This window comes from Mesorhizobium sp. LNHC252B00, from assembly GCF_000502955.1.
Taxonomy (GTDB): Bacteria; Pseudomonadota; Alphaproteobacteria; order Rhizobiales; family Rhizobiaceae; genus Mesorhizobium.
On sequence record NZ_AYWO01000006.1, the window covers coordinates 145,478 to 168,217 of the forward strand.

Sequence of the window (22,740 nt, forward strand, 5' to 3'; positions counted from 1 at the left end):
GCTTATCCGGCCCGCAAACCTATTCTACGGAAGGGTCTGTCATGCGATGCCAAGGTGTAGGAGAGATACGCTGAGACGAGGCTCTGCGGAATAACCTGGTCTAGTTTCCAAAAGCGCGACGCTGGCCCCAAAACTATCCGTTCGGACCGATGTGACGCGGCAGCGACCAAGCGTCATCGCATGGATAATGTTGGAACTCGCGCAAATCCCGCGAGCGATCGGCTGTCCCTGCATCATACTTGCAGGAAGGTTGCGGCAGAGATCTATGTCGCGTCGGCCTGTCGCATCGGCGCGGGCAGTGTCTCCCATGCCCGGATCAGCTCGCCGATGGAAGCGGCTTCCATCTTGCGCATGACATTGCCGCGATGCAGCTTGACCGTCACTTCGCTAATGCCGAGGTCAAAGGCGATCTGTTTGTTGAGGCGTCCGCGCGCCACTTCATGCAGAACCTCACGCTCGCGTGGCGTCAGCGTTTCAACGCGCTCGATGTTGCGCTTGACGATCACGGCATCCGCCCGCCGCTTGGCATCCATCGCAATACCCGCGATGACGGCGTCAAGCAGCGTCTGGTCCCGCACCGGTTTAGTGAGAAAATCCACGGCGCCGGCCTTCATCGCCTGGACGGTCATCGGGATGTCGCCATGTCCGGTCAGGAAGATGATGGGTTTGGGGTTGCCGTTTTTCGCAAGATGCTGCTGCAGATCGAGGCCGCTCGATCCTGGCATGCGCACGTCGAGGATCAAGCAGCCGGGGCTGTCCAAAATGTCGGCGTCGATCAACTCGCGGGTCGAGGCAAAGCAAACTGGCTCGAAACCCGCCGACAGGATCAATTCCGATAGCGCCTCGCGGACAGACGCATCGTCGTCGACAATAATGACGAGCGGCTGCTCCGCTTCACTCCTGCGCTGCGGCGCCGACGATAGCGATCTCCGCTGGAGCGGCTGGTCAACTGTCATGATCATCCCTCGGTTTCTTGGTTGCGTAAAGCGTCACCCACCGCCACAAGCAGGGCCTGGCCATCGAAGGGCTTGCGGAAAAACCCGCTAACACCTTTGGCGCGGTACTGATCCGCTAGCTCGTGCCGGCCGGTAATCAGGAATACCGGAAGGTTCGGACGCGCCCTCTTGACCAGGTCACGAAGCTCAAAGCCGTCCATGCCGGGCATCCCGATGTCGGTGATGAGCACGTCCACGTCCGACAACCCACTGACGACCAGCGATCCCGCCGACGAGAAGCTGCGGGCTATATAGCCGGCGGACTCCAGAAGATCCTCCAGCGACTCAAGCAGCCTCGGATCGTCGTCAACCACCGCCACGACGGGCCTTCGCTTGCTCACGTTCAGCCCCCTCCCGATCGGCGCGAGTGCGTGATCGGTATTTCCAATCGCTCCGCCATGCGGACGAGGTCGGCAAGCGACGCGGCGCCCATTTTCTGCATCACATTCCTTCTGTGAATTTCCAGCGTAACTTCGCTGATTCCCAGTTCAGCGGCGGCCTGCTTGTTGAGCAGGCCACTCACCACCAGCGGCAGCACCTCGCGCTCGCGCGGCGTCAACTCGAGGTAACGTTGCCTTAACAGGCTAAGTCCGGCGCGCTGCGATCTCTGTTCCCGATCCTGGGCAATCGCCGCATGGATTGCGGTCATGAGGTCCGCATCGCTGAACGGCTTGGTCAGGAAATCCACGGCGCCGTGCTTGATCGCACGCACCGAGGATGGGATATCGCCATGTCCTGTTATGAAAACGATCGGCGGATGACCGCCCACCGCGATCTCCCTCTGCAGATCGAGGCCGTTGATATCTGGCAACTCGACATCGAGGATGAGACAGGCAGGCAAATCCGGCTTGTCTGCATTGATATACTCACCGGCCGACCCGAAGGCTATGGCGCGCATGCCGTGCGAAACCAGCAGTTCGCTGAGCGCCTCGCGGATGCGTTGATCGTCATCCACGATGAAGACAATTTGCTCGTCCGTAGTCATGACGGGACTTTCGCACCGACGGACGCGAGAATGCCGAGATCGAAAGGGCGAACCGCTGTTTGAGAAGCACCGCCATCGGTTGCTCCCGATGGACCAACAAAGGCTCGAGATTGTCGGTGCTCTGCATAGCACCTTCTATCAGTGGCTGGATTTGGGCGGATGCTCATGGCGCTATACTAGTCCCGCTACACGCCATTCGCATCTCATGGAAATCCATGCATGGATTTCCATCGGACTGGCCGACACACCCGTTTGGAGAACCGGAATGAAAACCAAGCGCTCCCGCGCGACGCTTCATACCGAGATACCGAGATACCGAGCGAGCGAAGCGCCGTCTGCAATCAGTGCCCTCGTCTCGGATGCGTTCCGCGTATGACCAAAAACTATTGCGGTCGCCCGATCATGGTGCAGCCTCCGCCTCAACCGGAAGCGTGAAGACGAACCTCGCCCCATGCGGAACGCGGTTCTCCGCCCATAAGCGTCCGCCGTGAGACTCGATGATCGAACGGGAGATCGCGAGTCCCATGCCCATTCCTTGCCCTTTTGTCGTGAAGAACGGGTCGAATATCTTGTCGGGATGTTCGACTCCCGGGCCGGAGTCGCTGACTTCAATCTGGATTATGTCCCCTGTCCGGCGCACTCGCATCCCAAGAACCTTGTCACCGGCAATGGCGTGCATAGCCTCGACGCCGTTGCGAATAAGATTGACCAGCACCTGTTGGATCTGGACGCGATCGAACGCGACCAGCGGGAGGTTGCGTTCGACGTCGATATCCATGCGAACGCGACACCGTATGGCTTCCTCGGCCATGAGGTCACGCGCTTCGTCAATGACACTGGGGATCGGCGTGCTGGTTCTCAGTTCAAGGGACGGCCTGAACAAGGCGCGGATGCGGCTGACGACATCTGCCGCCGAGTTGGCGTCCCGGATAATGCGCTCGGCTGTGATCTTCGCGCGGTCGAGATTGGGGGGCTCGGCGGATAACCAACGGTGGCATGCATTGGAGTTGGCAACGATCGCGGCCAGCGGCTGGTTCACCTCATGAGCGATGGATGCGGAGAGTTCGGCAAGGCTCGCCGCCTGGCTCGCACGTGCAAGTCTCTCTTGCGCCAGTCGCAGCTGCTCTTGTGCACGCACCTCGTTTTCAATGTCCAGGCAGATAACGTTCCACTGCACGATGGCCCCTTCAGTGTTGCGCATCGGGGCGGCTCGCGTCTCGACCCAGCGATATTCGCCATCGAAGCGCCGCAGACGGTGTCTTCGCGCATAAGGCTCGCCTGTGGTCAAGGAATGGGCATATCTCTCCTTGACACCTGCCAAGTCGTCGGGATGAACACCCGCTTCGAGTGTGCCGGCCAGCCGCGATTTTCCCGCTTCGTCCAGTTCTTCGAGGTTGTAGCCGAGAAATTCGCGGAGCTGCTGGCTGCGGTACATCGGCTCGCCATCCGGCGCGGCACAATCGATCATTGCCGGCAGCGTTTCAACGAGTTGCCAAAGCGCGCGCTCTCTCTCGCGCAGCGCTTCCTCGACCCGTAGCTGATCGTCGATGTCGTGCGTAAGGCCGTACCACTGGACAATGCGTCCGCTCTCATCCCTCAGCGGCTCGGCCTGGCCCTCCATCCAGCGGTAAACGCCATCGGCACGACGCAGGCGATACTTCATGAAAAAGCGCTCGCCAGTGGCGAAGCAACTGTTGAGTGCTTCCCGCAGGCTGGGTGCATCGTCGGGATGAACGACGGTGGCTATGAAGGCTGCCAGCCGGTTCGTGTCCGGCATCTCCGCGTCCGTTATGTCGAGGCCGAGAAAATCGATCAGTCGCTTGTTGAAGAAGGTCGGCTCGCCGTTCGAAGACAGCCGCCAGAGGTAGCTCGGAACCATGTTGACGAGTTGCGAGAGCGCCTGCTCTCGGTTGTGCAACGCAGCCTGGGTGGTCACCAGGTCGTGGATGTCGACGCTCACACCGTACCACTGGAGGATACGGCCATCTTCGTCGCGGAGGGCCTCCGCGCGAGTCTCGGTCCAGCGATAGCCGCCGTTGGCGCGCCGCTGGCGATATCTCTGAATGTAAGGCACGCCCGTTGCGAATGAATGGCGGATCGCTTGCCGTGCCGTATCGATGTCGTCTGGATGGATCACACTGAGGGACGGCGAGCCGTCCGGGGCGATGATGTCGCTAAGAGTGGCCCCGGTAACGTCCGTGAACCGCTTGTTGACATAGGATGGCGTTCCTTCCCGTGTCGTACTCCAGATCAAGGCGGGCACCGTGTCGATGAGTTGCTGAAGGCGTCGCTCACTTTCGCGCAATGCCTCCTGCGCGCGCACCTCATCGTCGACATCGAGAGAAACGCCGTACCATTGCACAACGGCGCCGTTTCCATCACGTCGGGGCTCCACCCTGCACTCCGCCCAGCGATAAGAGCCGTCCTTTTCAAGCCAGCGAAACCGCATGGTGGAGCCATCGCCGGTCTCGAAGCTATTCAATAGCGTGCACTGCACCCCGGGAGCATCTTCGGGATGGATCAGCTTCTGCAGCAATTCATCGATGCGCGGCTCGCCCAGATCTTCGAAGTTCGCGATGACGGAACGGAAATGGTCCTGGTACCGCTTATTGAAGTAGGCCGGCCCGCCCGTCGGCATGGCGCTCCAGATGCGGACCGGCACGGCGTCAATCATCTGCTGGAGTTGCTGTTCGCTCCGCCTCAATGCCTCGACGCTTTCGTGCAATGTGAGCACCGCCTGCTGGTGCTGCCGCGAAATGGCGGCCACGATCAGAGCCGAGAACGCCGAAATGACCAGAAAAAGCTGCAGCATGATCTGATTGTGCTTTTGGGAAACGGGGTCGCCGGCAAATTGGCTGGCGCCGGATACCGTGAATACCGCCGTGATCAGCGCAAGCAGGATCAAGGCGACTGCGGCGCCCCTGAACTCAAAGCGCACCGCGGCCCAAAGAAGAGGCGGCATAATGATGTAGGCGAAGGGCAGGTAACCGCTCAAGGAGAGGGCGGCAACGCCGAGAAAGATCAGCGCCAGGACGCCAGCTTCGATCCATCGGGCGGCCGAAAGCCGGGCCTTGCCGCGCCAGTTCTGGAACACGACCAGCGCCAGCGGCGCCACGATCAGGACCCCGGTTGCGTCGCCGATCCACCATAGAGGCCAGGCCGCGGCGAAGCTCTGTGACTGAATGCCGAACCACGCAAGCGTTGCACTTCCCACCGTCGCGCTTGCGACTGGCGCGATTCCAGCGGCCAATACGACGAATGCGAGAACTTCCTGCAAGGTTTCCAGCCGAAGCGGGCGCTTGCAAGCCCGATTCACGAGCCATGCCCCGGCCACAGCTTCGAGAGCATTGCCGGCATAGATCAGGAAGGCGGCAGGCAGCGGAGTGTGGAACCACAATAGGTTGCTGGTCAGTTCAGCCACACAGGCTGCCACTATCCACCACGGCCAGCTATACCTGGAGGCAATGAGGAGCGTGGCGATGAAAAGCCCGCTCGGAGGCCAAATGGAGATGCCCGTTCCAGGTACGATCGCGAGCGACTGAGCGAATCCGCAGCCCAAGACGTAAACCGCGATAAAAAGTCCCAGATGCAAGGATCGAGGGCGATGCGCCCAGACCCGAGACGAACTGCTTGTTTCAAGATCACTGACAAGATCGCCGGGAGGCAGGCCTGGTTCATTTGCCGCGCGAGGTCGACCTCGTCCTTGCGATCCAAATCCGGGTTGGTCCAACCCATGCTTCAGCGCGCGTGTTGCTTCGGAGTCGGTTTTGCTAGGCGAGGTGGATGCTGTCGTCATCGGCTGCTCCTGACGGACAAACAAAAGCCTTGTCGGCTCTCCGTATAGCACTTGCTCTCAGCAGCTGGAATCTGGGCTGACGAACTCGCAGCCCATAATAAACCCGCCGCGCCCCAGCCGCATCTCATGGAAATCCATGCATCGCGCAGAGACTGTACGATACGGCCAGGTCATGTCGGCTGCCGCTTTGTCTGCCGCACGGCGAACCCGCAATGCCCAGCATCCTCCAGCCTATCTCGTCCGGTCGACACCGCTCGCACTATAAATCCCGAGCCTGCCGGCAAACATAAGTTCCACTGTATATGGCCTAGAGGCGCTGGGGTCTGAAGCCTGTTCGGTTCGGCCGAGCGGCTCGGCTGCCGAGGAATTGTTTGGCCAGGATGAGACAGGGGGCAGCGACCGCGAACAGCACGACAAGCGCGAAGAAAGCTTCATCGAACGAGATCGTGGCGACCTGCCTCTCGAGCGCGCGCTGCAAAAGGGGGAGCGCGGCCTTCGTCGCCGTGGCACTGTCCATACCGTTTGTCACCAGAACGTTCGCGGTGGACCGCAGGCGCTGGTCCACGGCCGCGTCGCCATTCACGAGGTGGGCAGCCAGTATGGTTCGGTTGTGGATATTTTGATGATCAATGTACGTTTGCAAAAGGGCTGTTCCGGTCATACCGCCCACCTGTTTGCCGAAGCAGAACAGGCCGATGCCGAACGGCAGCGCATCGGCGGCAAGTCCCCGCAGCGTAACCAGCGTCAACGCCACGAACAGAAGACCCAAGCCGAATCCCCGCAGAAACAAAGGAAGGCTCAGGTCCGGTGAGCCGCTCGCGCTGGTCGAACCGGACAGGAGCCACATGGCTCCGGCGAAGAGCAAAACACCAAACGGGACAAGCGCAATCGGGTGAATTCCGGTCTTTTCGATGACGAAGCCAGCGAACAGAAGCCCCAGCGCGAGTGCGGCCCCACTGGGTAGCAGAAGCACTCCTGCGCCCGTGGCCGTAAAACCGAGGACATTGAGGGCAAAAGCCGGGATGAGATAGGCGCTGCCCGAAAGAGCAAAGCCCGCGATGATGCTGACGAGCAGGCCAAAACAGAAGTCCGGACTCCCCAGTGGCGAAACAGCCAGCAGTGAGCGTTCTGAACGGAAACCGGTTTCCCAAATAGCCAGAAAGCCGACGGCCACGACACCGATGGTGGTAAGCAGGGTGATATCCGTGTCGTCGAACCAGTTGAACCTGTTGCCTTGCAGCAGGACGTAGGTCAAAAGCGCGGCGCCCAGGCCAAGCAACAAGATCTGAAGGACAGGAAGCCTGATTTCACGCCAGTAGGTCCGGTCGCCGTCCGCCCCCAGAAGGACAAGGGAGGCGATGCCGAGGGGAATGTTGCTGAGGAATATCCAGTCCCAGGTGAGATGGTCGACGAGCCAGCCCTCCAGGGCAGGCGTAACGGCCGCCGGAGCCATCACGGCGCCTACAGCGAAAATTGCCTGAACGACCGGCTGATTTCTGTGCGGGAACCGGAAGAACAGCAGAGTCTGACCTGCGACGAGAATTGTGCCGCCGGCCAGACCTTGGACAACGCGGCAGATGTCAATCCAGGTGAGGTCAACGGAGAACGTCATTGCCCCGGATGACAGCAAAAGGGCGACGATCCCTGCGCGCAAACAGGCGGTCGGCCCGACTGCCCTGACAAAAAGCGGCGCGACAAGGAAAACCGTCAGTTTGGCAGCGATGAAAACAACGTCGGCCATCGCCAGTTCGTCCGGCGTTGCGTAGGTGTCGCCAAGCATGTCGATCCGGCCGATGGACAGAGCAGTGGATGCGACCGCGTCCATGAGGGCGGCCAGCACAATGCCTGTCGCCATGAGCGAGGCGCGCAACGGTGCGCCGAGATGATGCTGCATGGCTGCTTCTTCAGCGAGACGCGTCACTGTAGCGAGCGTCCGTTCGCGGTTCCGCGGGGCTGCGTTTCCAGCGCAATAGCGGCATCCTGGGCATTAACGGCGATGGCAACGCGCGCCGAGAGCCCCGGAACCAGGCGGCCGGGCAACGGGTTGCGCTTCATCCTGATCTTGACAGGCACGCGTTGGACAACGCGAATGAAGTTTCCAGTCGCATTGTCCGGCGGCAGCAGGCTGAACGCCGCACCGCTGCCGGGTGCGAAGCTGTCGACAACACCAGCGATTTCCAGATCTGGATATCCGTCGACCCTGACGCGGACAGGTTGACCGATCTGCACCTGCTTCAGCTGGGTTTCCTTGAAGTTGGCGACGACCCAGACGTCGTTGACAGGAACGATGTCCAAGGCTGCCGCTCCCGGAGTGACATAGCGGCCGACACGGATCTGGCGATTGCCAACGATCCCTTCGACCGGAGCTCTCACGACTGTGTTGTCCAGGTCGAGCATAGCCAGATCGAGCGCTGCCTGCGCCTGCGCCAGGGCTGCTTGCGCGCCGGACAATTGTGCGTCGAGAACGTCGAGTTTCAGCTTTTGAGCCAACAGATTGGCTTCTGCGCCGTCCAGGGATGCCTGTGCCTTGTCATGGCCAGCCTGTGCATCCTGCAGCTTCTGATCGCTTGCTGTCCCGTTCTTCTGCAGCGTCACGTAGCGGTTCAGGTTGGCGCGCGCGAACTGCAGGTCAGCGGTGGCGGATTGCTTCTGCGCCTCAGCCTGCGCGATCAACGCGTCCTGAAGTTTCCGGGTCGCCCCGATGTTGGCGATATCCGCGTGCCGGGCGGCGACGTTGGCCTTCGCCTGGATCACTTTGGCCTTGTAGTCGCTGTCATCGATGCGAAAGAGAACAGCCCCCTTTGCAACGCTGGCATTGTCGTCCACATCGACTTCGACGACATAGCCCGCCAGCTTGGGAGCGATATTGGTAGTGTCTCCGCGGAGATAGGCGTTGTCGGTCGCTTCCTCGAATCGGCCCATCGTGAACCATTGCCAGCCCCATATCGCTGCCGGTGGAACCACCATAAGGGCAACGATGACGAGTGCGATCTTGCGGGCTCGGCTCATGATCGCCTCGACCTCAAGTCAACGCACGCGCCATCGCGGCGGTAACTCCCGGAGAGAGAGATGGTCGGCAAGGCTGCAAGCCGCGGTGCGTGATAGGCTTTCACGAGAATGTCTCCGTCGAGTTGCGGTTCTGCACCAAGCAGAGCTGCCGAACGATCGCGGATTTCATGGTCTCGCGGCTATCACACGAATGAACATCCCAACTCGCCCGATCGGTAGTTCGTATTGGACCTCGGCACAGGTAGGCGGCGGGATCAGGCCGGCCGCTCAGCTGACGCGCCGCCGAGCAATTCGCCCGAATGATTCGCTAAGCACCTGTCGGGGGTGTACAGTCCGTTGTCGCCGGCCACAGAACTTGGGCACCGGCGCTCGAGAGTGTCCATCGTACTCCCGCCCTCAACGGGCGCTGCATCGTGGACAATGACCATTCGGCCGATGCGATTTCGACTTTTGACTGCAATATCCTGCGCGACGCCTTCAGAACATCGGTCATTGAAATGCAGCTCTCCGAGGATCAGTGGCAGGCATACGCCGCGCATTTGATCCTCGACTATACCGGCAACTCCGATTTTGATCCGGCGTTGCTGGCCTGGATCGTGCGACCTTAACTTTGCCGCCGAGCGAGGTACGGGAGCCGCTCTCCCTTTCATTCTTTCCTAAAAGGACAACACGCATGAGGAATATGAAAACCCCGGACGCGCCTGCCATACCTGTCAAGCCGATCGTCGAAGCCGGAAAATTCCTGTCGAAGCGGCTGACGATCAGAACCGACGAAGCGTCAAGACGAAGGTCCGCCGACACCGACGGCACGGTGCGGCGGGCGCGCCAAATTGCGGAAAGCAATCGCCTGATTTGATGCCCCTTTGTCCCTTTGGCAAACCCGGACATCATGCTCCCCAAGCCGATCGTCTGCTTTCATGGGCGGCTTGAGGCGGCGATCGCGGGATAGTCGGTGTACCCGGCGGAGCCGCCGCCATAGAGCGTCGCCGAGTTGAACTCCGTCAGCGGCGTGCGCGTCTTCAGCCGTTCCACAAGGTCGGGATTGGCGATGAACGGGCGCCCGAAGGCGAACAGGTCCGCCTTGCCCTCAGCGAGCCGCGACGCCGCGAGTTCGAGGTCATAGCCGTTATTGGCGATATAGGTATTGTTGAAACGCCGGCGGAGCGATCCGAAGTCGAACGGCGCGATATCGCGCGATCCGCCCGTGGCGCCCTCGACGACATGGATATAGGCGATGCCCAAAGCGTCGAGTTGATCGACGATATAGTCGAACTGCGCCTGGGGCTGCTACCATACTGTCCTTGACGAGTTCGAGCTGGATGACAAGATGCCTGGGCCATTGGCTGTGAGGTCGGTTCTTCGTTCGCCGTTCTGCTGCCGGGCAGCTGTTTGCGAGACCACTGGCCCTCGCCGGGATCGGTGACCCGCGCCACGATACGTGCCCTGCCGCCGCCGTCACCGCGGCCTCAGCTTGCAACCGCCAGCGGCGCCTTCTTCGCCAACGACGGCCGCCGGCGCAAGCGACGCTTGGCTGTAAGCTTGAGAGCGACCGGCGGCGCGCTGGACAGAGCGCCACGCACTGCATCGGCGATGCTATGAGCAACGAAATCGGCATTGATGTCGCCGGCCAGTGCCGCCGCCGCTTGGCTGTCGTCGTTGCCGGCCTCCGACCAGAACGCGATGCCGACCCTGAGCGCCGGCCTGGCGCGCTTCAGCCGGCGCACCAGGAAGCGGGCGTGCTTGACGGAATCGCGATTGAGGAAGCCGACAACGACGGTATCGACAGCGGCAAGATCGAGCCGGCGGATGCTCGCCGGTTCCATGTCGGCGAATCCCGCCTTCGACACCGTCGCACCGTTGACTTCGAGCACCTGCGCCAGCATGGCAGCCGCGGCATCATCGAGTTCGCCGCGCCCGCCGCCACATAGCACTGATATGCCGACGCCGTCAGGAAGTCCGATGTCGTTCTCGGCTNTCGAGTTCGCCGCGCCCGCCGCCACATAGCACTGATATGCCGACGCCGTCAGGAAGTCCGATGTCGTTCTCGGCTTCCTTGCCCTTCCCGGCTGTTTCTTCTCCCGCATCCGTCTTGCCGTCCCCGGCGGAGACCGGTTCATCCTCTTCGGCCGCTTCTTCGTGTGCGCTGTCGTCGAGGTTTGCCACCAGCGTCAGCGCGCTGGCCGCCACCTGCCGTCTCTGCTGGTCGTCCATCACGCCGCGGACACGATCCTGCTCGCCGAGCAACAAAGCGGGAATGGCGACCTGGTCGTAGAACTCGACCAGATATTTCTCCTCCAGCAACTCCTCGGCGTGGTCGGTGGCCTCTTCCGGGTCGCCGGCCAGCAGTCGCTGGTAAAGTCGGGCATGCGGTTCGAGCACCGGCTCGTTGCCGAACAGTACGTCGAGGAATTCGAACTGCGGCACGTGCCTGCCCAGCACGACCAGACAGACGGTGAGCGGCGTCGACAAGATCAGGCCGAGCGGCCCCCACAGCCAGGTCCAGAAGATCGCCGCGACAATGATGGCCAATGGCGAGAGCCCGGTGCGCGAGCCATAGAGCCAGGGTTCGACGACATTGCCGGTGAGCAACTCCATCACCACGAACAGGCCGGCGGTCCACAGCACCAGCGACCAGCCGGGCGCTACCGCCAGCGCCAGCAACAGTGGCAGGAGCGCCCCGATGACCGGCCCGATATAGGGGACGAAGCGCAGCGCCAGCGCTAGTAGGCCCCACAGCAACGCATTGGGGATGCCCACAATCCAGAGCCCGATGGTGATCGGTATGGCATAGACGATGTTGACGACCAGCTGCATCAGCAGATACTGGCCGACGCGTTTGCCGGCATCCTGCAGCGCCTGGGTGGTGCGGTGCAGATCGCCATAACCGACAAGGCGGATGAAACGATCGCGCAAATCCTCCCGCTCTAGCAGCATGAAGATGACGACAACGATGATCAGACCCGCCGAGGCCAGCGGGCTGATCAACGGGCCGATGAGGTTCTGCAGGAACTCGAGCGGCCGTTCTCGCGCGATGATCTCGACCGGCACGGGCTCTCGCCTGGGCGTGTCGGCGGCGGGCGGCGACGAATCCTGCAGGTCGATCTCCTGCCCGACGCGCTCGATCACCTGGCTCAATCTGGCAATGATCCCTCCTGCTGCCCCGGTTTCCTTGAGCGACCGGATCTTGGTCAGGATGTTTGTCTGGTAGACCGGGATGTTCTGCGCCAGTTCGCTAACCTGCGATGCGGCAATGAAAGAGAACAGAGCGAGTGCCGCGAAGGCACCGAATACACTGGCGATGACAGCGGGAAGGCGGGGAATGCCGACGCGCTTCAGAGCCGACACCACGGGCGCAAGCGCGAAGGTCAAAAGCAGCGCAATGGCGATCGGCAGGAACACTTCGCGCCCGAAATACAGCGCCGCAACCGCTGTCACGATCGTGGCGACGGTGGGCAATGAGGTGCGCGGACGGGCGTTGGCTGCGGAAAGAATGCCCGCCAAGCCGAGCTCTGATGGGTAAATGCCGTTTCGACGATTTGCCGCCATTGAATACCTAGCCTCGCCCGCGCGCCATGATCGGGCATATTTAGCTGGCGCGCAACGTAGCAGCTTTACGCGCTTGCAGGTTCCGACCGAACAGTCCGACTGGCACGTTGTCGTGACGCGCTGGTTCGATTCAATTCACGACACGAAGTGGCAAGTGTGTAACAAGTGGCCGAAGAGGAGGCGAAGGCGCCTTCAGATCGGCTTTGAGCTTGTTCCGCACCATTGAGAATATCGAGGACGCGCAGACGCTGGCGCAGGCCATCGTCAACACTATTGCCGAACCGTTCCTCGTCCTCGACGAAAAGTTTCATGTGCTGGCGGCCAGCCGCTCCTTCTATCAGATCTTCAAGGTCGACCCCGAAGAGACACACGGCGCCTTGCGTTAAGCGACGGCCAGTGGGATATTCCGGTACTGCGCCTGCTCCTGGACACGATCATCCCTGAGAAGACCGCCATGGACGGCTTCGAGGTCGAGTATGATTTCCCCAACATCGGCCAGCGCACGATGCTGCTCAACGCGCGAAAGGTGCTTTACGACCACAATTCGGCCGTCACCATCCTGCTCGCCTTCAACGACATAACGGCGCGGCGTGTCATCGAGCGCGAAAAGGAAGAACTCCTCGGCCGCACCGAAGACCTATTGCGGCAAAAGGGTGTGCTGCTACGTGAGATGGAGCATCGGGTTGCCAATAGCCTGCAGATTATTGCCAGCATCCTGTTGCTGAAGGCCCGCTCGGTCACTTCCGAGGAAACGCGCCAGCATTTGAACGATGCCCACCAGCGGGTCATGTCGGTAGCCGAAGTGCAGCGCCATCTCCACACCTCGGCGGGCATCGACGAGATCGACGTCGGCTCCTATCTGCCGAAGCTGTGCAGCAGCCTGGCCTCGTCGATGGTCGGGGATGCACAGCCAATCGCCGTCAAAGTCGCCGCGGAAGCCGGGCAGGATCGACTCGCAAAAGGCGGTCAGCTTCGGGCTGATCGTCACCGAACTCGTCCTCAACGCGATCAAATATGCCTTCCCTCGCGAGAAGACCGCAGCCCTGATCCAGGTGTCTTACGAGACCAATGGCAGCGACTGGAAACTGACGATCTCGGACAATGGTAGCGGCAAGCCAGCTGGCCGCGCGCCAAATGCCGGCCTGGGAACAGCCATCGTGGAGGCACTGGTCAAGCAGCTCGAGGCCCGGGCGAATGTCATTAGCGACGCCAACGGCACCAGCATATCGGTGACCCGGGCGACGTTCACGTCGCGCATGCCGGAGGGGGCGTAGCCCTTCCCACGACCTTCGGGCAGTGGATCAGTCCGATGCCGCTTCGCACCTGAGCCAGCAGCAGATCCCGGCAGTCGATCGAACGGAGGAACTTTCTCATCTCGTCTCATCTGTCTTGCCTACTCTACCGGAACCAATGTGTTCGCCGGACGTAGGGCATTCACGCCTTGGAGAACTCCCCATGAAAGCTTTGATTTTTGGCGCTTTGGCGCTCGGCTTGGCTGTGCCCGCGATAGCTTCGACGGCCCAGGCCGACGTTATTTTTACCACCCATCGACATCATCACCGATATCTCAACAACGAGCGCAACGACGTGATCATCAACGAAGACGGTCAATGCCTTCATCATCGCAACCACGGCCAGCTCGCGTTCTATGACCACGGGCGCCGGCACCATCGTCGCCAGGAGGTGGTCGTCGTCTCGATCCTTCACCATAGGCCTCATCAGGTCGTTTTCGAGAACGGCGGGTACTGATCATCGGGAAATCTCTCAATTGAGGCAATTACAGTCGAGACGGAGGGGCGGCCTTGAGCGATTTCAGCCTGCCTGTTCATCGAACAAAACCGAGCAGCCTCGCGCAAGCGCTACTGTTGAGAGTGCATTTGCCATCAGATCATCCGGAGACACGAAATCGCCGGTTAGCACACGCAACTCTTCCACGCCTTCGGCCATCGACACGAAACTTCCGACCACTCGATCGCGCTTGCAACCCTCAACCACGTAAAGCAGATCGATCAATTCGAAGCCGCGCATATTCAGCCTCCAAAACAAATCGTCCCTTGCAGGATCTTGAAACGCATTGGCGGGAAATAATGTTCCCGGCTCGCCTGGCCGTGTAAAGAACACCTGGCCTGCGGTCGCGCCGGCGGCCTTGCCATCGGGATACTTCCACGATCGCACCTTGAGTCCGGGCGGCCAGCCTGTTGGCTTGTTCTGGCAGCGGATTTTTGGTCCGCTTGGCCGGCGCTCGAAAGCCCCTACCAGCTCCTAACCCTTACGCGCCGATGCCGCTCTTCAGCCGGACAGCCTGTCCGACGGCGAAGAGATGCGTTGCGGCTTCGCGGCGGACCGGGCGTGCGTTGCGTTGCATCAGGGTTGTGGTTCTCATGATTGTCTCTCGTCCAGCTCCAGCGAGGCTTGAAGCAATGCCGGTTCGATCGGCACCATTTGCTGCGTAGCACCGCTCGCGGTGATCGCCGGCAGGTGAATGAAGGTGGCCACGCGGCGCCATGCGATCTGGGAAGTCCCTTCGAGGGCCTCCTCGTCATGGTCTTTTGTTTTTAAAGGGAAAATCGCCACAAAAAATGTTTCAAGGTTTACCAACTATCGGGACCAATCGGGCGATTTTTGCACACTGAAGCGTCTCGACGTCATCACTATTGCGGTGCGAAAAGTACCGTCAGTAGGTCAATCACGCCACACAAACTCGCCCATTGGCGCGAGATGGAGCGGCAGGCAGGTCTCCCATGCCTTCAAAGATGGTCGAGCTGGCTGGCTCGGCCTGCCTATGCAAGAGACGCCGAAGCAAATCGTCATCAACATTCCTATTCGAAGGAATACGTGAAGCCCTCCTTGGAGGCGCCGACGGTTACTTTTGTCATCTTTTCGCCCTCGAGCGAGCGGTTCAGCACGCCGCGGCTGAGTTCCGGCAGGAGCGTGTTGGTGAGGATGGCATCGATCATCCGGCCGCCGGATTCGATCTCGGTGCAGCGGGCCTTGACCAGATCGATGACACCGTCGCCGATCACCAATTCCGCATCGTTGGTTGCTCGCAGCCGGCGTGCGATCTTGCCGAACTGGTGACGGGTGATTGCTTCGATCATTGAATCCGAGAGCGGATAATAAGGAATGGTCACCACCCGGCCGAGGAAGGCCGCCGGGAAGACCTTCAGCAACGGGCTGCGCAACGCGGTGTCCAGATCTTCGAGCCCGGCCCGCAGCGTGCCATTTTTGGTGCGGTCCATGATGACCTCCGAGCCGACATTGGAGGTGAGCAGGATCAGCGTGTTCTTGAAGTCGATCCGGCGGCCCTCGCTGTCGTCCATCATCCCCTTGTCGAAAACCTGAAAAAAGATTTCGTGCACGTCCGGATGCGCCTTCTCCACCTCGTCGAGCAGGATCACCGAATAAGGTTTGCGGCGAACCGCCTCGGTCAGGATGCCGCCCTTGCCGTAGCCGACATATCCGGGCGGAGCGCCCTTCAAGGTAGAGACCGTATGTGCCTCCTGGAACTCGGACATGTTGATCGAGATCAGGTTCTGCTCACCACCATAGAGCGTTTCGGCCAACGCCAATGCAGTTTCGGTCTTGCCTACACCCGAGGGGCCGCAAAGCAGGAACACGCCGACTGGCTTTTCCGGCGCGCCGAGCCCGGCGCGGCTGGTCTGCACGCGCTTGGCGATCATCTCCATGGCGTGATCCTGCCCGACCACGCGCTCGGACAGAGTGGCTGCGAGCTTAAGCGCCTTCTCGGTCTGGCTCGACAGCATCCGTCCGGTCGGAATGCCCGTCCAGTCCTGGACCACGGCGGCCACGGCGTTGCGGTCGACCGATGGCAGGATCAGCGGAGTCTCGCCTTGCGCCTCGGCCAGTTCAGTCATCAGTTCGCGCAACCGGGTGAGATCGGCGGCCGGATCGGATGAAGGGGCAGCGGCAGTCGCCGGTATCTCCACGTCAGCCCGGCCTGTTTTCATCTCAGGCGTTTCGGTCTTGGGCGGCTGAGCTTCAACTGCGTTGGCGCCTGCCGTTTCGACATTCGTCTGCGGTGTCTCTACCGCATCGAGCTGTACGCCTTCGCCGCGCAACCTGGCGCGCAATTCGAGAATTTCGGCAACAAGTGCCTTTTCGCGATCCCAACGTTGCTGCGCGGCGGCCAGCTTGACTTCGTTTTCGGCAAGCCCGTTGTCGACCCGTGCCTGCCGCTCAGCCACCTCGATGCCGATCGCGGCCTCGCGACCGATGATGCCGCGCTCGACCTCCAGCGCCTGCCGGCGGCGCGTGATATCTTCGACCTCGGCCGGCGTGGCGTGCTGCGATATGGCGACACGCGCACAAGCGGTATCGAGAAGGCTTACCGCTTTGTCCGGCAGTTGCCGTGCCGGGATGTAGCGATGCGACAGGCCGACCGCCGCCTCGATCGCCTCGTCGAGTATCTGCACCTTGTGGTGCTGCTCCAGAACGCCGGCCACCCCGCGCAACATGAGAACGGCCACCGCCTCCGACGGCTCGTCGATCTTTACTACCTGGAAACGGCGGGTCAGCGCGGGGTCTTTTTCGATGTGCTGCTTGTATTCGGCCCAGGTCGTTGCCGCGATCGTGCGGAGCTCACCGCGCGCCAGCGCCGGTTTCAGGAGATTGGCCGCGTCGCCAGTTCCAGCCGCGCCGCCGGCGCCGATCAGCGTGTGGGCCTCGTCGATAAACAGGATGACCGGCGTTTCGGATGATTGGACCTCATCGATGACTGCCTTCAGCCGTTTTTCGAACTCACCCTTTACGCTTGCACCCGCCTGCATCAATCCGACATCGAGCATGCGCACGCTGACATCCCGCAGCATGGGCGGCACGTCGCCCTCGGCGATACGCAAGGCAAAGCCCTCGACGACCGCCGTCTTGCCGACCCCGGCCTCGCCGGTCAGGATCGGGTTGTTTTGCCGGCGTCGCATCAGGATGTCGACGATCTGCCTGATCTCCGGATCGCGGCCGACGACCGGATCGATCTTGCCGTCACGGGCGCGCTGGGTCAGGTCGGTGGCGTATTTCGCCAGCGCCGAATCCCCGCCCAGTGCCCGCTTCGGCGGGGTCTCGGCGGCGGCAGCGGACGGCGCAGCCCCGGCTTCGAGCGACCCTTCAGTTACGTCGGCAAAGCGCTGGATGACCGCGGCGGCGTCGACCTTGTCAAACTCGCCGCTGATCTTCGACAGCAGGCCTTCCAGCACCGGCGTCTTTAGGCAGGCAAGGAGAACATGTGCGCTACGGACTTCCTCGACGCCGAATTCCAGCGTTGCCAGGTTCCAGGCTTCCTGGATGGCATGAAAGATATGGTCGGAAAATTCCTCGATCGACGTTGCGCCATATGGCAGCTTGTCGACGGCGCGGGTCATGTCGGCCGTGAGCCGGCTCGCATCCAGTCCCGCATCGGCGATTATCATCTGCACATCCGAGCGGTCGGAAAGCACAAGTTGCTCGATGAAGTGGACGAGTTCGACGTAAGGATTGCCGCGCAGCTTGGCGGTGTCGGCGGCGGCCTTGAAGGCTCGCACACCCACAGGATTGAGCTTGCCGACCAGTTCCTTACGCTTGAAGCTCTGCGACGACCGGCGCTGTTCCATCGAACGTGCTCCTGCAATCTGCCAGCCGATAACCTGCCACATAAGCCGCCACTTGACAAAGTGCGTGATGGACGAGGTCTCGAAGACCGGTCCAGCCAGCTTATTGCGTTTATGGACGTCCTGCACCGCCGGCTGCAAACAATCACGGAATTCGGCCCTTGCGCGATACATTTCTCATGCAGGATCGGCAATCATGCTACGGATGTCAGCATTCGGAGGCGGTTGCATTTAGCTTCTGTTAATTTTTGAGCAGTCGTTGAATTGTGGTAAAGTGCAGCGGTGTGATAACGTCGGGTCACATCTGGTTTGAGGGCCTTCGCTGGGGGTTGGTGTGATTGATCTCGCACTCTGGCTTACTTCGCTCGACGGTGAGAATCCGTCCGGGGAAGATTTGCGCAACGACCCAGCTTTTCATGAGCTGGAGCGCCTGACGGAAGCCCAGATCAAAGTCGTCCACGACGGCAACAACAAGGCCGCCTCGCAAAGCACCATTCCGGTCGACTGGCCTGCGGTGCTCGCAAAGGCGGAGGAGTTGCGCGCGCATGGTCGGGACCTGCGCCTGCTCGTCATCGTCACGCGCGCGCTGGCCAATGAAGAAGGGCTGGCCGGGCTGGCGCAAGGTCTGACTCTCATTGCGCAGACTTTCGATCAGCATTGGGAAACCATGCATCCGGCACTGCGGCCCAACGCTTCGCCACGCGATGCCGCCCTGCGCCGTATCAATGCGCTGCTCGACCTGCAGAATGGTCAGGACGGGTTGTTGGCGAACCTGCGGCAAATGACGTTCTTCGCGCCGCGCGCGATCGGCCCGATTCAGGGCAAGGATCTGGAAAAGGGTGCGCTCGACGACCGTGTCATGCTCCAGGAGGCCGCCTCGGGGTTGAATGCGGCGGAGAAGGCCGCGCTGGTCAGTGCGCACGCACAACTCCTGAATCGGGTGCGTGCCGGATGTGCGGCCCAGATTGATCAGGCCAATGCGGAGATGCTCCAGCTCATCGCTGACGCCCGGGCAACGATCGCGGCACTCGATGCGGTCGAGGCCGCGCTCAACGCTCGTCTCGGCGGCGGCGGCGCTCCCGTTCCGGACTTAAAACGGTTCCTGCAGCGTTTGCTGACGACACTCGAACGGAATTCGGCAGCCGGCGCGGTGACGAATGGCGCGGCCACGCCGATGCCGGCGGAACCGGCAACGCCTGCTCGAAACGGTCATGGAGCCGATGCGATGGCAAGTATGGCAAGCTACGCGGAGCCGAGCACGGGGCTTCCCGACCGGATCTCCTCGCGCGACGACGTGGTGAAATGCCTCGACCTCGTCGTCGCCTTCTATGACCGCACCGAACCGTCGAGCCCGATTCCGCACCTGGCTCGGCGCGTACGCCGGATGGTGCATATGGATTTCGTTGAACTGATGGAAGATCTCGCCCCGTCTGGGCTGAAGGAATTCAGGCTGCTTGCCGGCGTTCCCGATGCCAAGAAGACGGCTCAGAAGGATGAAAGGTAACAACACATGCCAGCCGAAAGCAAAGCGAAGGTCATCGAACGAAACCGCGCGCCGCGAGTGCAGATCGCCTACGATGTGGAAACCTACGGCAGCCCGACGACGATCGAACTGCCGTTTGTCATGGGCGTGATGGCCGACCTTGCCGGTGCTTCGCAAACCAAGGAAGCGTCAAAGTCGGTGCTGGACCGCTCCTTTGTCGAGACCGACGCAAACCGCTTCCCAAAATTCATGGAGGCGCTCGGGCCCCGCGTCAAAGCCCGGGTGAAGAATACCCTGCCACAGGCCGAAGGCCAGGAGCGCGACGAAGAACTGGCGCTCGATCTCACCTTCAGCAAGATGGGTGATTTCGCCCCGGACAAGATCGCCGAGCAAGTTCCACAACTGGCCGAGATCCTCAAGATGCGTCGTCAGCTCGAGGAATTGCTCGGCTTCATGGACGGCCGCGTCGATGCCGAAAAACGCATCGCGCAGCTTCTGAACAACGAACCGCTGCTTGGCAAGATCGCCAACCAGGCACTGTCGGATGACGACAAGGTTGGGGAATAAATCATGGCCGAACAGCAAAAGACCGCCGCAGTCGCCGCCGAGGCCGAGGCCATAGACCTTGGAGAATTCAGCGGACTCCTCGAGAAGGATTTCAAGGTCAAGAAGGACGACAGCGAGAAGCTGCAGCAACTCGTGCGCAATCTCGCGCTCGCGGCGCAGTCCCGTTCCGACACCACGACCATCTCGTCCAATGCGATCAAGTCGATCAAATCGCTGATCGCCGGCATCGACAAGATGCTGACGACCCAGGTCAACGAGATCCTGCACGCGCCGGAAGTGCGTGAAATGGAAGGCACATGGCGTGGCCTCTGGTATCTTGTCAACAACACCGAGACGGATCAGAAGCTGAAGATCCGGGTGATGAACATTTCCAAGGAACAGCTGGCCGATACGCTTGAAGACTATGAAGGCCAGATGTGGGATCAGAGCCCGATCTTCAAGAAAGTCTATACAGACGAGTATTCGATGCTGGGCGGCGAGCCGATCGGCTGCGTGATTGGCGCCTATGAGTTTTCCAACCACCCGCGCGACGTCGGCCTGCTGCGCAACATCTCGGGCATCTGCGCTTCGGCGCACACGCCGTTCATCGCGGCGGCCTCGCCGCGCCTGTTCCGCATGGACAGCTGGCAGGAATTGCCGAACCCGCAAGATCTGCAGCAGATCGTCTCCAACCCGGCCTATGCCTCGTGGCAGTCGTTGCGCGAGAGTGAGGACGCTCGCTACATCGGCCTGACCATGCCCCGCGTCCTGGCGCGGCTGCCCTACGGCACCGATACCGTTCCGGTGAAGGGCTTCACCTTCGAGGAAGAGGTGCAGGGCGACCACAACAAATATGTCTGGATGAACGCCGCCTTCCCGATGGGCGTCAACATCAACCGCAGCCACAAGCTGTTTGGCTGGGGCACGCAGATCCGCGGCGTCGAGAATGGCGGCACGGTGCTCAACCTGCCGGTACACAGCTTCCCGACCGATGATGGCTCTATCGCGATGAAATGTCCGACGGAAGTCGCCATCGACGACCGGCGCGAGGCGGAACTGGCCAAGCTTGGCCTGATGCCCATCCTGCACCGGAAGAATACCGATCTCGCGGCCTTCATCGGGGCCCACTCGCTGCAGGACGACGAGACACGAGCGGGGCGGCTGGTCGATCCCGATGCGCAGTCCAACGAGCGGCTGAGCGCCAACCTGCCCTACCTATTCCCGGTCTCGCGCTTTGCGCACTACCTCAAGGCCATCGCGCGCGACAAGGTCGGCTCGTTCAAGGAGCGCTCCGACATGCAGATCTGGTTGACCGAGTGGATCAACCGATACGTGCTGGCCAACCCGGCCTTTGCCGACGACAAGGCGCGCGCCAAGCGCCCGCTTGCCGCCGCCGAGGTTCAGGTGGACAGCGTGGAGGGGCGGCCGGGCTACTACAATGCCCGCTTCTATTTGCGCCCGCATTACCAGTTGGAGGGCATCAACGCCTCGCTCCGACTGGTGTCGGAACTACCGTCCGTTAAGACTTGATTTGCAGCAACAACATCCTGGTTTTTGAAAGCGGTGGAGAAACACAATGCCCACGACTACAAAAATTGATGGCTTTCTGAAGGTTCCCGATATCAAAGGCCCCAGCACCCGCGACGGGCACGAAGATGAGATCGAAATTCATGGCGTCGACTACAAGATGGTCGCCCCCTATGATCCGAATTCGATCTCGCGCCGTGGCCGCGTGAACATGGGCATGATCAAGTTCACCAAACACTACGACAAATCCTCGCCCTACCTGAAAAAGGCGTTGTTCGACAACAAGGCCCTTGATGAAGTGGTGTTTTCGGCGCGCCGGACCATCGATGGCGAAAGTAAGGATTATCTGGTCATCACACTGAATGACGCCTTCGTCATGGAATACGACATGTCGCAGGCCGAGGATGAGGAAGACCTGATCCAGGAAGAAGTCAGCTTCGCCTACAAGAAGATCAAGTTCGTCTATGACGGCAACGATGAAGCCGAAATGGATGTCTATGTCGGCAAGTGAGGTTCGGCAGCCCGGCGCGGGCAAGCGGCAGACCACCGGTAGCTTGCGGGCGAAAAGCGAAGCCGTCCAGCCATCGCTTTGGGATCGCCTCGTCAATGACCTGCCGGGTCTGACCTCGGAAATAGAAGGGCTGCGCCATTTCCTGCTCGACGAGCTTGGCGCGGACCGCCTCGACACACTCGTTGCCGGCAGTCCGCGGGCCATCGACGCCGATACGGAACTGACACCGGATCAGAAACGCCGTCTGCATCGATTGGCCTTTCAGACCCAGCACCGCGTCGAGATCGAAAGCCGTGGCGTGGTGGTATCGGCCCGAGTGCTCAGGGAAGCGGTACGGCGTGACATCGAGGCACTCTTCAACACGGAGCGCTTCGAGGCCACGCCGCTTCTTTCCGATCTGGAAAATGAACAGGTTTCGGACAATCCACCTTCGCTCGCCGATTTTCCGGAGGTCCGCCGAAGCGTGGTCAATTATGGCGTACCTTCCTTCTCGGGCCGCTCGTCCCGCGATTTCGATCGCGACGTGCTGGCGCGTGAGATCCGCACCGTGCTCGCCACCTTCGAGCCTCGCCTGAAGGAAAACGCAACAAAGGTTACGGTCACGCTCGGCGACAAAACCGTTGGCCTGAAGATCGAGATAGACGCCGTGCTGATCATGACGCCGACGCCCGAACGCATGCGCCTGCGCACCACGATCAATCTCGATAACGGCTTGGCGCGGACCGAAATTAGGGACGCCTGA

At 61.0% G+C, this 22,740-nt stretch carries 18 protein-coding genes and 2 pseudogenes; 8 read left to right on the forward strand and 12 right to left on the reverse strand.

Annotated features, from left to right (window positions below; translation table 11 throughout):
• Nucleotides 1-263 precede the first annotated feature (263 nt).
• The 6 genes from X744_RS158885 to X744_RS158860 all read right to left on the reverse strand — a co-directional run bounded on the left by X744_RS158885 (nucleotide 264) and on the right by X744_RS158860 (nucleotide 8,698).
• The gene (locus X744_RS158885; RefSeq protein WP_027026535.1) at nucleotides 264-956 is read right to left on the reverse strand and encodes a response regulator transcription factor; all 693 of its coding nucleotides are present in this window, start codon (nucleotides 954-956) and stop codon (nucleotides 264-266) included.
• Nucleotides 957-958: 2 nt separating this feature from the next.
• On the reverse strand, nucleotides 959-1,336 hold the full coding sequence (locus tag X744_RS158880) for a response regulator (RefSeq protein WP_031260092.1): 378 nt from the start codon (nucleotides 1,334-1,336) through the stop codon (nucleotides 959-961).
• 2 nt (nucleotides 1,337-1,338) lie between these two features.
• Nucleotides 1,339-1,980: a response regulator gene (locus X744_RS158875; protein ID WP_023758828.1), complete on the reverse strand. Its 642-nt coding sequence runs from the start codon at nucleotides 1,978-1,980 to the stop codon at nucleotides 1,339-1,341.
• 400 nt (nucleotides 1,981-2,380) lie between these two features.
• Nucleotides 2,381-5,776: a PAS domain-containing protein gene (locus tag X744_RS158870; protein WP_084025358.1), complete on the reverse strand. Its 3,396-nt coding sequence runs from the start codon at nucleotides 5,774-5,776 to the stop codon at nucleotides 2,381-2,383.
• A 307-nt stretch (nucleotides 5,777-6,083) separates the two neighbouring features.
• Nucleotides 6,084-7,670, reverse strand: coding sequence for an MFS transporter (locus X744_RS158865; RefSeq protein ID WP_023758830.1), 1,587 nt, complete (start codon nucleotides 7,668-7,670; stop codon nucleotides 6,084-6,086).
• Nucleotides 7,671-7,693: 23 nt separating this feature from the next.
• Nucleotides 7,694-8,698 (reverse strand): HlyD family secretion protein, encoded by a 1,005-nt coding sequence (locus tag X744_RS158860; RefSeq protein WP_245266563.1) that lies wholly within the window; start codon nucleotides 8,696-8,698, stop codon nucleotides 7,694-7,696.
• 500 nt (nucleotides 8,699-9,198) lie between these two features.
• Here X744_RS158860 and X744_RS158855 point away from each other — a divergent pair, with 500 nt between their 5' ends.
• Together X744_RS158855 and X744_RS158850 are read left to right on the forward strand one after the other, a co-directional pair.
• A complete protein-coding gene (locus X744_RS158855; RefSeq protein ID WP_023758832.1) occupies nucleotides 9,199-9,393 on the forward strand; it encodes a hypothetical protein in 195 nt (64 codons plus the stop codon).
• A 65-nt stretch (nucleotides 9,394-9,458) separates the two neighbouring features.
• Nucleotides 9,459-9,641, forward strand: coding sequence for a hypothetical protein (locus tag X744_RS158850; RefSeq protein WP_031260098.1), 183 nt, complete (start codon nucleotides 9,459-9,461; stop codon nucleotides 9,639-9,641).
• Between the two features lie 59 nt (nucleotides 9,642-9,700).
• On the opposite strand, the pseudogene X744_RS158845 reads toward X744_RS158850, so the two are convergent.
• Together X744_RS158845 and X744_RS01000000169570 are read right to left on the reverse strand one after the other, a co-directional pair.
• Nucleotides 9,701-10,069: pseudogene (locus X744_RS158845) on the reverse strand (alkene reductase); the annotation flags it as partial.
• A 663-nt stretch (nucleotides 10,070-10,732) separates the two neighbouring features.
• On the reverse strand, nucleotides 10,733-12,286 hold the full coding sequence (locus X744_RS01000000169570; protein ID WP_023758836.1) for an AI-2E family transporter: 1,554 nt from the start codon (nucleotides 12,284-12,286) through the stop codon (nucleotides 10,733-10,735).
• A 254-nt stretch (nucleotides 12,287-12,540) separates the two neighbouring features.
• On the opposite strand from X744_RS01000000169570, the pseudogene X744_RS01000000169575 reads away from it, so the two are divergent.
• Nucleotides 12,541-13,605 (forward strand): annotated as a pseudogene (locus X744_RS01000000169575) (histidine kinase dimerization/phosphoacceptor domain -containing protein).
• 160 nt (nucleotides 13,606-13,765) lie between these two features.
• On the opposite strand, the gene X744_RS1000000173595 reads toward X744_RS01000000169575, so the two are convergent.
• The 4 genes from X744_RS1000000173595 to tssH form a co-directional block, all read right to left on the reverse strand.
• On the reverse strand, nucleotides 13,766-14,038 hold the full coding sequence (locus X744_RS1000000173595; protein WP_156938527.1) for a hypothetical protein: 273 nt from the start codon (nucleotides 14,036-14,038) through the stop codon (nucleotides 13,766-13,768).
• 105 nt (nucleotides 14,039-14,143) lie between these two features.
• Complete coding sequence (locus X744_RS158835) at nucleotides 14,144-14,359, reverse strand: hypothetical protein (protein ID WP_023758840.1); 216 nt, start codon at nucleotides 14,357-14,359, stop codon at nucleotides 14,144-14,146.
• 351 nt (nucleotides 14,360-14,710) lie between these two features.
• A complete protein-coding gene (locus X744_RS1000000174445; RefSeq protein WP_023758842.1) occupies nucleotides 14,711-14,929 on the reverse strand; it encodes a hypothetical protein in 219 nt (72 codons plus the stop codon).
• 221 nt (nucleotides 14,930-15,150) lie between these two features.
• Nucleotides 15,151-17,934, reverse strand: a complete 2,784-nt coding sequence (gene tssH, locus X744_RS158830; RefSeq protein WP_031260101.1) for a type VI secretion system ATPase TssH — start codon at nucleotides 17,932-17,934, stop codon at nucleotides 15,151-15,153.
• Between the two features lie 331 nt (nucleotides 17,935-18,265).
• On the opposite strand from tssH, the gene tssA reads away from it, so the two are divergent.
• Genes tssA through tssE form a run of 5 tightly spaced genes read left to right on the forward strand, consistent with a single transcriptional unit; the run spans nucleotide 18,266 to nucleotide 22,740 of the window.
• A complete protein-coding gene (gene tssA, locus X744_RS158825; RefSeq protein WP_023758844.1) occupies nucleotides 18,266-19,435 on the forward strand; it encodes a type VI secretion system protein TssA in 1,170 nt (389 codons plus the stop codon).
• Between the two features lie 6 nt (nucleotides 19,436-19,441).
• Nucleotides 19,442-19,981, forward strand: coding sequence for a type VI secretion system contractile sheath small subunit (gene tssB / locus X744_RS158820; protein WP_023758845.1), 540 nt, complete (start codon nucleotides 19,442-19,444; stop codon nucleotides 19,979-19,981).
• A 3-nt stretch (nucleotides 19,982-19,984) separates the two neighbouring features.
• On the forward strand, nucleotides 19,985-21,490 hold the full coding sequence (gene tssC / locus X744_RS158815) for a type VI secretion system contractile sheath large subunit (RefSeq protein WP_023758846.1): 1,506 nt from the start codon (nucleotides 19,985-19,987) through the stop codon (nucleotides 21,488-21,490).
• A gap of 46 nt (nucleotides 21,491-21,536) precedes the next feature.
• Nucleotides 21,537-21,998, forward strand: coding sequence for an Hcp family type VI secretion system effector (locus X744_RS158810; protein ID WP_023758847.1), 462 nt, complete (start codon nucleotides 21,537-21,539; stop codon nucleotides 21,996-21,998).
• The gene (gene tssE, locus X744_RS158805; RefSeq protein ID WP_023758848.1) at nucleotides 21,985-22,740 is read left to right on the forward strand and encodes a type VI secretion system baseplate subunit TssE; all 756 of its coding nucleotides are present in this window, start codon (nucleotides 21,985-21,987) and stop codon (nucleotides 22,738-22,740) included. The genes X744_RS158810 and tssE overlap by 14 nt, the downstream gene beginning before the upstream one ends.

Excerpts from the sequence above, each read along its gene's own strand:
- tssH (WP_031260101.1), bottom strand. The coding sequence starts at position 17,934 with ATGGAACAGCGCCGGTCGTCGCAGAGCTTCAAGCGTAAGGAACTGGTC.
- X744_RS158810 (WP_023758847.1), top strand. The coding sequence starts at position 21,537 with ATGCCCACGACTACAAAAATTGATGGCTTTCTGAAGGTTCCCGATATC.
- X744_RS158835 (WP_023758840.1), bottom strand. The coding sequence starts at position 14,359 with ATGCGCGGCTTCGAATTGATCGATCTGCTTTACGTGGTTGAGGGTTGC.
- X744_RS158870 (WP_084025358.1), bottom strand. The coding sequence starts at position 5,776 with ATGACGACAGCATCCACCTCGCCTAGCAAAACCGACTCCGAAGCAACA.
- X744_RS158860 (WP_245266563.1), bottom strand. The coding sequence starts at position 8,698 with ATGGGCCGATTCGAGGAAGCGACCGACAACGCCTATCTCCGCGGAGAC.
- X744_RS158885 (WP_027026535.1), bottom strand. The coding sequence starts at position 956 with ATGACAGTTGACCAGCCGCTCCAGCGGAGATCGCTATCGTCGGCGCCG.
- X744_RS158875 (WP_023758828.1), bottom strand. The coding sequence starts at position 1,980 with ATGACTACGGACGAGCAAATTGTCTTCATCGTGGATGACGATCAACGC.
- tssE (WP_023758848.1), top strand. The coding sequence starts at position 21,985 with ATGTCGGCAAGTGAGGTTCGGCAGCCCGGCGCGGGCAAGCGGCAGACC.
- X744_RS158865 (WP_023758830.1), bottom strand. The coding sequence starts at position 7,670 with ATGCAGCATCATCTCGGCGCACCGTTGCGCGCCTCGCTCATGGCGACA.
- tssB (WP_023758845.1), top strand. The coding sequence starts at position 19,442 with ATGCCAGCCGAAAGCAAAGCGAAGGTCATCGAACGAAACCGCGCGCCG.
- tssC (WP_023758846.1), top strand. The coding sequence starts at position 19,985 with ATGGCCGAACAGCAAAAGACCGCCGCAGTCGCCGCCGAGGCCGAGGCC.
- X744_RS158850 (WP_031260098.1), top strand. The coding sequence starts at position 9,459 with ATGAGGAATATGAAAACCCCGGACGCGCCTGCCATACCTGTCAAGCCG.